This is a genomic window from Pseudomonas sp. GM78 (assembly GCF_000282475.1).
Lineage (GTDB): Bacteria > Pseudomonadota > Gammaproteobacteria > Pseudomonadales > Pseudomonadaceae > Aquipseudomonas.
Genome location: NZ_AKJF01000209.1, coordinates 34,798 through 44,566, shown reverse-complemented (window position 1 = coordinate 44,566; position 9,769 = coordinate 34,798). Strand labels below are relative to the sequence as shown.

Here is a 9,769-nt window from a genome sequence, read left to right as displayed (position 1 = left end):
CCATGCCCCCTTGTAGGAACTGCCGAAGGCTGCGATCTTTTGATCTTGATCTTTAAAAACAGAATCAAAAGATCGCAGCCTTCGGCAGCTCCTACGGGAGAGATATCAGCCCAGGTTTTTTTGCAGGTGATCCATACTCGCGCCGATCGCCGCCTGGATATCCGCCAGGCCATGCACGCTGTCGGCAAACGGTTCGAACGACAGGTAGCCGCTGTAGCCGCTACCGAGCAAGGTATCGATCTGCGCCGCATTGCCGAGGATGTCGCCCTCGCCCACCAGCACCCGATGACCGTCGCGAATGGTCGCCAGCGGCGCCTCGGCATCTTCTACACCGGAGATGTGCACCAGCCCGGTCAGCTCAGGGAAAAACTCATGTTCGCTGGCCAGATGGTGGTGGAAGGTGTCATGCACCAGGCGGAACACATCCAGCCCGCCGATGGCCTTGATCGCATCCACCGCCGTGCGTTTGCGCCGCAGCGAGCACTCTTCGAAACCCAGCGGTTCGATGAAGCCGAGGATGCCGTGATTGCGCAGGATCGGCGCCAGTTCACTCAACGCCGTGCGCAGGCCGGACGCACGCTGCGCCTCGGTACGTGGATCAGTGCGCTCGTTCAGCGGGCACATGACCAAACCCTGCGCACCGCAATCGCGGGCATATACGGCAAGCTTCAGGGCCTGTGCACGGCGCTCGTCATTCCAGACGTCGAACGGATACAGCGCGTTGATCGACAACACGGTGATGCCCTTGGCCGCGCACAACTCGCGCACATGCTCGGGCGCGGTGCCGTCTTCAATTTCAACGCCCTTGAGATCGTTGCGGATCTCGATGGCGTCGGCCTTGAGGGTCACCGCCAACTCGATGAACGCCGGCAGGGACAAACGGGGTGCGACCATACGGTTCAGGGCGAAACGCAGGGGTTTGCTCATTTTTTGTTGTTCTCCGTACAAGCGAATTATTTGGCAGTCGGCATGCTGAATTCAGGGCCCTTGGCGATGCTGTCGGGCCAGCGCTGCATCACGCTTTTGTAGCGGCTGTAGAAGCGAATGCCTTCTTCGCCGTAGGCATGGTGGTCGCCGAACAGCGAGCGCTTCCAGCCGCCGAACGAGTGCCAGGCCATAGGCACCGGAATCGGCACGTTGATGCCGACCATGCCGACCTTGATGCTGCGGGCGAAGGCGCGGGCAATGCCGCCGTCGCTGGTGAAGCAGGACACGCCGTTGCCGAATTCATGGGCGTTGATCAGGGCCACGGCGCTGGCGAAATCCGGCACCCGCACGATGCCCAGCACCGGGCCGAAAATCTCTTGCTGGTAGATGCTCATCTCGGTCGTGACCTTGTCGAACAGCGTCGCACCGACGAAGAAGCCGTTCTCGGCCCCCGGCACCTTGAAGTGGCGACCATCGACAATCAGCTGCGCGCCTTGGGCCACACCCTGGTCAATGAAACCTTCCACCTTGGCCTTGTGCTCGGCCGTCACCAAAGGCCCCATGTCGGTGTCGCCCTGCAGGCCGTTGCCAACCTTGAGCTGATCGATGCGCGGCAGCAGTTTGGCAATCAACCGGTCGCCGACATCGCCCACTGCCACGGCAATCGAGATCGCCATGCAGCGCTCACCGGCCGAGCCGTACGCCGCGCCGATCAAGGCATCCGCCGCTTGATCCAGGTCCGCATCGGGCATGACGATCATGTGGTTCTTCGCCCCGCCCAGGGCCTGCACACGCTTGCCACGGGAGGTGGCTTGCTGGTGGATGTACTCGGCAATCGGCGTCGAACCGACAAAGGAAATCGCTTCGATGTCCGGGTGCTGCAGCAGCGCATCGACCGCCGCTTTGTCGCCCTGCACCACGTTGAACACGCCGTCCGGCAGACCGGCTTCAGTCAGCAACCGCGCCATCAGCAAACTGGCGGACGGATCGCGCTCGGACGGCTTGAGGATGAAGCAGTTACCGGTCACCAGCGCCAGCGGGATCATCCACAGCGGCACCATCACCGGGAAGTTGAACGGGGTAACCCCAGCGCAGACGCCCAGGGGCTGGCGCAGGTTCCAGTTGTCGATGCCGCCGCCGATGTTGTCGCTGAATTCGGTTTTCAACAGGTTCGGCGCACCGCAGGCGTATTCGACGATTTCGATGCCACGGGTGACTTCGCCCTTGGCATCGGAAAACACCTTGCCGTGTTCGCGGCTGATGATTTCTGCCAGTTCGTCGTGATGGCGGTCGAGCAATTCCTTGAACTTGAACATCACCCGCGAACGGCGCAGGGACGATTGCTCGGACCAGGCCGGGAAAGCCTTGAGGGCCGATGCCACTGCCTCATCCACGGTCTTCTCGCTGGCCAGCCCGACCCGTGCCTGCACGCTGCCGGTGGCGGGGTTGAAAACATTGCTGAACCGCTCACTGCCGGTGTCTTGCACCTGACCGTCGATGTAGTGGCCTACAACCTGGACGTCGCTCATCGTTATTGTTCTCCCTGCAGATAGTGGAATTCAGACGGTGGAATTCAGAGATCCAGCAGCCAGCTGTGCTGCGGATCGTTGTGGAACTGCCAGACGCGTTTCGGGCCGGCCATCACGTTCAGGTAATACGACTCGTAGCCGTACGGCACACTGACCGGGTGATAACCCTTGGGCACGACCACCAGGTCGCTGTTTTCCACGGCCATGGCCTGGTCGATGCTGCGATCGTCGGTGTACACCCGCTGGAACACGAAGCCCTGGGGCGGGTTGATCTGGTGGTAATAGGTTTCTTCGAGAAAGCTCTGGTGCGGCAGGTCGTCGGTGTCGTGCTTGTGCGGTGGATAGCTCGAGGAGTGTCCGGACGGCGTGCGCACTTCGACCACCAGCAGTGAATGGGCGGGCTCGGTGTCCGGAAGGATGTCGCAGACGTAACGGGTGTTGGCACCCTTGCCGCGCACACTGCGTTTCATGGTTTCAGGTTTGATCAGGCGTGGGCCGATATCACCGGTGGTCGAACCGGGCGCGGCGCAAACGGCAATTTGCACATCACTCAACGCCACCACCTGGGCCTGGCTGCCAGGCGGCAAGTACGCGGCGAAGGGGGATTTGTCTTCGAAAACCGACTGACGATCCCCAAGGTTGTCCCAGTCGAACGCACCGTGCACCGGCGCTTCACCCTTGATACTGGCCCGGCCGCTGAGCAGCACCAGGCACAGTTCCTTGTCACCGGCCGAGACCGGCAGGCTTTCGCCCAGGCTCAAGCGGTACGCGGCGAAGCCGACGTATTCCAGCTCACCTTTGCCCAGCTCGACCATGGTCCGGCCACGGGCATTGCTTTTGACCAGCAGGCTCATCGTGCAGTCCTCTCGTCGAGCAGCGCGCGCAAGGTGTCGTAGCCTTTTTTCGCGTAGACATAACTCGGCGCCACCGCCGGATCCTGTTCGGCCTCGACCACCAGCCAGCCGTGGTAATCGGCCGCCAGCAGCACGTCCAGCAGTTCGGCGAAGTCGATGTCGCCATCCCCCGGCACGGTGAAGGTGCCGTTGATGATGCAGTCCGGGAAGCTCCACAGGTTGTTGCGCGCCAGCTGCACCACCGGTTTGCGCACGTCCTTGAAATGCACGTGGCAGATGCGATCGATGTGCTTGCGCAGTACCTGCAAGGGTTCGCCCCCGCCCATGTAGCAATGACCCGAATCGAACAGCAGGCCGACCTCGCTGCCGGTCAACGCCATCAGTTTGTCGATGTCGGCCGGGGATTCGACGTAAGCCCCCATGTGATGGTGATAGGCCAGGCGCACGCCCTGGGACAGGGTGAAACGCGCAAGCTCGGTGAGCTTGTCGGCGTATTCCTGCCAGGCCTGCTCGGTGTGGAAACGCGGGCGTTCCACCAGTGGAATGCGTTGACCCTGGATCGAGTCGGCGACTTCTCCGTAAACCAGCACCTTGGCGCCGTTGCTGGCGAGCAGCTCGACATGGCTGCCGATGGCGTCGATTTCCTCGGCCACCGAGCGGCGGGCCAGGCGACTGGAGTACCAGCCCGATACCAACGTCAGATCATAGGGCCGCAACACGTCGCCGACGCCTTTGGCGTCCTTGGGGAATTTGCCGTTGAGTTCAAAACCTTCGTAACCGATTTCCTTGCCTTCGCTCAGGGCGGTGCTCAATGGCGTCTCGCCACCGAGGGACGGCAGGTCGTCGTTGCTCCAGGAAATCGGGTTGATGCCAATTCGAATAGCGGGCATGGCTGCACCTTTTATTGTTTTACATAACCAGTAAGAACGACACGGAACCCTGTGGGAGCTGGCTTGCCAGCGATTGTGATCTCGCTGTCACATTGATGCTGTATGTGCCACCGTCATCGCGGGCAAGTCGAAACGTCGCACCGCCGCTCCCACAGGATTGCGCGGTGTTTCCTCAAGCGCGGGCAGTACGCCAGGCATCGATCAATTCGACAAAGGTGCCCTGCACCTGCTGAATCAGCGCCTCATCGTCAATTTCCCCGGCCAACCACGCGCGACTCGGCTCCTGGAAAATCGTCCGCCCCACGGCGAACCCGCGGCAGGTCTGGCTCTGGCTGGCCTGTTGAAAGCCTTCGGCCAACGCTGATGCCGGGGCATTCAAGCCCAGCAGCACCACGCCACGGCAGTACGGATCGCGTTCCTGGATCAATTCGTCGAGTTGCTTCCACTCCTCGGCACTTTGCGCTTCGATCTTCCACCACGCCGGGTAGATGCCCAGGTTGTAGAGGCGTTTGAGGGCGCGATACAGCACGTCCGGGTGGGTCGAGGGGTGATCCTTGGGCGGGATGATTTCCAGCAGCAGTTCATGACCGCTGACTTGCGATGCCTGGTACAAACCCTTGATCTGCGCTTCCTGCTCCAGGCGCAGCATGGGCTCGTCGTCCGGGTGGAATTGCACCAGGCACTTGATGATTTGTTCCTGTGGCCAGGCGATCAGGTTGCTGCCGATGGAGCGACCATGTTCGAAGGCCAATGGCCGCGAGCCCTGCACTTCTACCGGCCGCGCCACCCACCAGCCGCGACCCGTGGCGGCGTTCAGTGAGTCCTGGCCGAAACGTTGATCGGCCAGCAGCCCGACATCGGCCTCGATACCTTGCTTTTGCAAATCGGCCTCGACCCGCTCCACGGCCCGGATGAACAGTTGCTTGAGTTGGCTGATGGCGTTGAGGTCACGACCACCCGCCTGGGCCAGTTCCACCAGTTGCCAGCGATGGTCGAAGGCAAAGATGAACAGCTGCTTCCACTGCTTGCGCGGCACGCTGACCTGATGCAGGCGCTGCAACACCGCGTCCTGATCCGGCCGGGTAATCGGCACCGGGCTGTTGAACAGATAATCGAGTTCGGCCCGGGTCGGCATCGCCGGGGCGCAGGCATGGCGCGAGACCACCAGGCCGCCACAGGCATTGGCCAGCTGGCAGCAGCGCTCATCGCTGGCGTCCTCCAGCCAACCACTGAGGAAGCCCGACATGAAGGCGTCGCCTGCCCCCAGCACGTTGAGCACTTCCACACGCACACCGGGATGGATCGCACCGTCTTCGAGACGGGCCGGGATTTCGCCATGAATCACGGTGCAGCCTTGCGGGCCGAGCTTGACCACCAGGGTGGCGGTGCTCACCCGCCGGACATTGCGCAACGCCGTGAGCAAATCCTCGGAACCACCGGCAATCAGAAACTCTTCTTCGGTGCCGACGATGAGATCGAAACGCGGGAGGATTTCCTGCACATGCTGGCTGACGTTCTGGTCGGCGACAAAACGGGTTTCACCGTCCGCCTTGCCGGCAAGACCCCAGAGTACCGGGCGGTAGTCGATGTCCAGCACCCGTTTGACGTTGTGCTTGTGTGCATAATCCAGGGCCTGGATGCTCGCCTTGTACACGCCATCAGTGGAGAAATGGGTGCCGGTGATCAGCAAGGCTTTGCTGGAAGCGATGAAGGCTTCGCTGATGTCTTCGGCCCGCAGCGCCATGTCGGCGCAGTTTTCGCGGTAGAACACCAAGGGAAAGGTTTCGCGGTCCTTGAGACCCAGCAGCACCATTGCCGTCAGGCGTTCCGGGTCGACCTTGATGCCACTGACATCGCAGCCTTCACGGGTCAGGGATTCGACGAGGAAGCGCCCCATATGGTCGTCCCCCACCCGGCTCAGCATCGCCGACTTGAGCCCCAACCGCGCGGTGCCGAAGGCGATGTTGGCGGACGAGCCGCCGAGGTACTTGGCAAAGCTGCTTACATCCTCCAGCCGCGCCCCGACTTGCTGCGCATAGAGGTCGACGCCTAGGCGCCCCAGGCAAATCAGATCCAATTGACGCCCACTGGCAAAACGAGTCTGGCCCATGCTGGCTCCTGTTATTTTTATCAGCCTGCGCTCGAAGCGATGACCGCGCCGAACACTCTTGGTGGAGGCAGACTAAAACGACCGGGCCCGAACAATCAATAATTATTCCAAATATTTTTTACGTGGAATATTTTTTCCAATAAGCTTTAGTACAAGCGTTCCAGATGCAGTGCATCGTTTCAGCAGGCTTCACACTGCTGCAAGCTCAAGATTTTATTCAGGCCGACCCTGTAGACTGCGCTCAGCCCACCTATTGTCGGGGGACGAGGTGAAAGATCGTCCCTATAAGAACAAGCCAGAAGGATTTCCCAATGTCCCGCACCGATCAGCCGGATACGACCGAGAGCACGCCCGAGAGCGACCTTGTCACCCCCCCGATCAATGCCGAGCGCCTGCTGCAGCTCATCACCAATGAATACGAAAGCCTGCCGCGCCAGCTCAAACGCATCGCCAGCTACATGAGCCAGCAAAGCGACCGGATCATGGTCGACCGCATCAGCGACATCGCCAGCGAGTGCGAAGTGCATCCGTCGGCCATCGTGCGGTTTTCCCAGCGTTTCGGCTTCAGCGGCTTCAGCGAAATGCAGGCCCTGTTCCGCGAGGCCTACACCCACAAGACCACGCCGGTACAGAACTACCAGCAGCGCATTCGCAGCATGATCAGCAACAAGTCGCAGAAGGCCAGCGGCGGCGACCTGGCGCGCGAATGCATCAACGCCACCCTGTCGGGCATCGAAAGGCTGGGGCTGGAACTCGATGACCAGGCATTCGACAAGGCCGTGGACCTGGTGGTGAATGCCGACAACATCTACGTGGTCGGCGTGCGCCGTTCGTTCGCGGTGGCCGATTACCTGGTCTACAACCTGCAACACACCAACAAGCGCATCCATTTGGTCTCGGGGCTCGGCGGCAGCTACCGCGAGCAGATGCGCAGTGTGCGCGCCAATGACCTGGTGATCGCCATCAGCTTCACGCCGTACGGCAAGGAAACCCAGCACTGCCTGCGCATCGCCCAGCATCACCAGGCGAAAACCCTGATCATCACCGACAGCAATCTCTCGCCCCTGGCCAAGCGCGCCAACACCGTATTGCTGGTCAACGAAGGCAGTTCGTTTGCGTTCCGTTCGTTGAGCGCGACCCTGTGCCTGTGCCAGGCGCTGTTTATCGCCGTGGCCTATCGACTGGAGTTGAAGGTCGATGAGATTCACGAACAGGTCGGTTTCGAAGACTGATCGCGTGTAAATATTTATTCCATAATTGATGAAAAGGAATTTTTATTCTATAAACAGGCTTCCTGAAAACAAAAACCAAAGGATCCTGTCATGCGCGAACTCGGAATCGGACTCATCGGCACGGGCTTCATGGGCCGTGCCCATGCCCTGGCCTTTCGCAACGTCAGCGCGGCATTCGAGCTGCCCTTCACGCTTCGCCTCGCCGCCCTGGCCGACGCCGATCCCGTTCGTGCCCAAGCCTGCGCCACCGCCTGGGGCTTTGAGCAGGCCTATGGCGACTGGCAGCAATTGATCGACGACCCCAAGGTCAGCCTGATCGCCATCACCACCCCCAACCACCTGCACTACCCGATGGCCATGGCTGCCATTGCCGCTGGCAAGTCGGTGTACTGCGAAAAACCCCTGGCGGTGAGCCTTGAACAGGCCAACGCCATGCACCTGGCGGCCAAGGATGCCGGTGTGGTCACCCGTGTCGGCTACAACTACCAGCACAACCCGATCATCGGCCTGGCGCGGGAGTTGATTCACAGCGGCAAGCTCGGTGAGATCATCAGCTTCCAAGGCGAATTCAGCGAAGACTTCATGGCCGACCCAGCGTCCCCTTGGTCATGGCGCTGTGAGGCCGAGCATGCCGGTGGCGCGCTGGCGGACCTGGGCAGTCACTTGCTGGGCATGGCGCGCTATCTGCTCGGCAATGTCGAAGCGGTATGCGCCGATACCCAGACCGTACACCGCCAGCGCCCGGCCACCGCCGGTAGCCAGGAACAACGCAGCATTGCCGTCGACGATCAGGCCCATGCATTGCTGCGCTTCGCCAGCGGCGCGCGCGGCACCTTCAGCAGCAGTTGGCTCAAGCACGGCTACAAGAACCACCTGAGTTTCGAGATCAGTGGCACCCAGGGCACCCTGTCATTCGATCAGGAGCGTCTGAATGAGTTGCGCCTGTGCCGCGCCGGCCAGGAGGGTTTCCAGCGTTTACTGGCCGGGCCGAACCTGCCCGGGTATGCAGCGTTCAGTCCAGCGCCGGGGCATCAGCTGGGCTACAACGAGTTGAAGACGCTGGAAGTGCATGAGTTGATCATGGCCCTGGCCGGCCAAGGACAAGCCGGCACCGATTTCGCGCAAGCCCTGGAAGTGGAGCGGCTGGCGACGGCGATTCGGTTGGCGGCGCGGGAGCAGCGCTGGGTCAACGTCAGTGAGGTCAGTACGGCAGATTGAACGGTGTGACGATCTGCACCTGTGACGACGCAATCGGCCCGGCCTTCCACAGCCGATGAAATTGCAGGATATGCAGGAACACGTGGCGAGCATCGATCTGCAGGTTGTGGTCGATGATCGCGGCGATTTTTTCCTCAGCCAGCAATTGGCGATTTTCCTCGTCCAGGTCGTGGCCGATGAACACCTCAAGTGGCCGATCCATCGCGGCGAACGCATCGACAATTGCCAGGTTGCCCCCGCCCACGCTGTAGACCGCCTTTAGCCCGGGGTGCTGTTTCAGCGCCTCGATCACGCGTTCAAAGGTGCGTTCGTAAACGCCGTAGCCACCGCTGATGTCCAGCACCCGTAAATGTGCGGCGCGGTTGCGCAGCCACATGCGAAAGCCCATTTCCCGCTCTTCTTCACCGCGAAACAGCTCGCTACCGATGACCACGGCAACGTCCTGTGGCTGTGGTGCCAGCCACCGCGACAGCAGATAGGCAGCGGTCTGCCCGGCCGTGCGGTTGTCCATGCCGACATAGCCGATGCGCTCGCTGTGCGGCAAGTCAGTGACCAGCGTGACCACCGGAATTCCGGCCGCGGCCAACTGCTTGATTGCCAGGTTCACCGCCGGCTCGTCGGCGGCCTTGAGCACCACGCCCTGGCTGCCGGTGCTTGCGCAGCGCAGCAACTGGTCGTGCATCGCCTGTGGCTCGATTTCTTCAAACAAGTGAAACCTCGGCGCGATGCGAAACGGCGCCAGGCTGCTTAATTGCGCGGTCATGGCCGCCTGCACCGCCGCACTGAAGCGTTGTGGCGTGTGCATGATCACATCGACGTGAAATGTTCGCCCGGCCGCCAAGCCATTTTTCTCCTGAGCCTCGAGTTCGCTCAGGGCCTGCTCAATGCGGCGCTGGGTCTGATAGTGCACGCTGCCGCGCTGGTGCAGCACGCGATCGACCGTCGCCTTGCTGACCCCAGCCTGGGTGGCGATCTGCTTCATGGAAAAGTGTTTGGCACGTTCGAGCAT

General features: G+C 61.4%; 8 protein-coding genes. 2 read left to right on the top strand and 6 right to left on the bottom strand.

The annotated features are described in order from the left end of the window. Positions 1–105: 105 nt before the first annotated feature. The 5 genes from PMI35_RS02200 to PMI35_RS02220 form a co-directional block, all read right to left on the bottom strand. Positions 106–927, bottom strand: coding sequence for a TIM barrel protein (locus tag PMI35_RS02200; protein WP_008065824.1), 822 nt, complete (start codon positions 925–927; stop codon positions 106–108). 26 nt (positions 928–953) lie between these two features. Beyond that, a complete protein-coding gene (locus PMI35_RS02205) occupies positions 954–2,456 on the bottom strand; it encodes a CoA-acylating methylmalonate-semialdehyde dehydrogenase (protein WP_008065823.1) in 1,503 nt (500 codons plus the stop codon). 44 nt (positions 2,457–2,500) lie between these two features. Further along, positions 2,501–3,310 (bottom strand): 5-deoxy-glucuronate isomerase, encoded by an 810-nt coding sequence (gene iolB / locus PMI35_RS02210; protein WP_008065821.1) that lies wholly within the window; start codon positions 3,308–3,310, stop codon positions 2,501–2,503. Further along, the gene (iolE, locus tag PMI35_RS02215) at positions 3,307–4,200 is read right to left on the bottom strand and encodes a myo-inosose-2 dehydratase (protein WP_008065819.1); all 894 of its coding nucleotides are present in this window, start codon (positions 4,198–4,200) and stop codon (positions 3,307–3,309) included. Before iolE ends, iolB begins: the two co-directional genes overlap by 4 nt. Positions 4,201–4,372: 172 nt before the next feature. Continuing rightward, entirely contained in the window at positions 4,373–6,310 is a 1,938-nt protein-coding gene (locus PMI35_RS02220; RefSeq protein ID WP_008065818.1) for a bifunctional 5-dehydro-2-deoxygluconokinase/5-dehydro-2-deoxyphosphogluconate aldolase, read from the bottom strand. Between the two features lie 311 nt (positions 6,311–6,621). Here PMI35_RS02220 and PMI35_RS02225 point away from each other — a divergent pair, with 311 nt between their 5' ends. Both PMI35_RS02225 and PMI35_RS02230 read left to right on the top strand, forming a co-directional pair. After that, complete coding sequence (locus tag PMI35_RS02225; protein ID WP_008065817.1) at positions 6,622–7,542, top strand: MurR/RpiR family transcriptional regulator; 921 nt, start codon at positions 6,622–6,624, stop codon at positions 7,540–7,542. A 90-nt stretch (positions 7,543–7,632) separates the two neighbouring features. Then, positions 7,633–8,760 (top strand): Gfo/Idh/MocA family protein, encoded by a 1,128-nt coding sequence (locus tag PMI35_RS02230; RefSeq protein WP_008065816.1) that lies wholly within the window; start codon positions 7,633–7,635, stop codon positions 8,758–8,760. Here PMI35_RS02230 and PMI35_RS02235 read toward each other — a convergent pair. Next, entirely contained in the window at positions 8,744–9,769 is a 1,026-nt protein-coding gene (locus PMI35_RS02235) for a LacI family DNA-binding transcriptional regulator (protein ID WP_008065815.1), read from the bottom strand. The genes PMI35_RS02230 and PMI35_RS02235 overlap by 17 nt on opposite strands.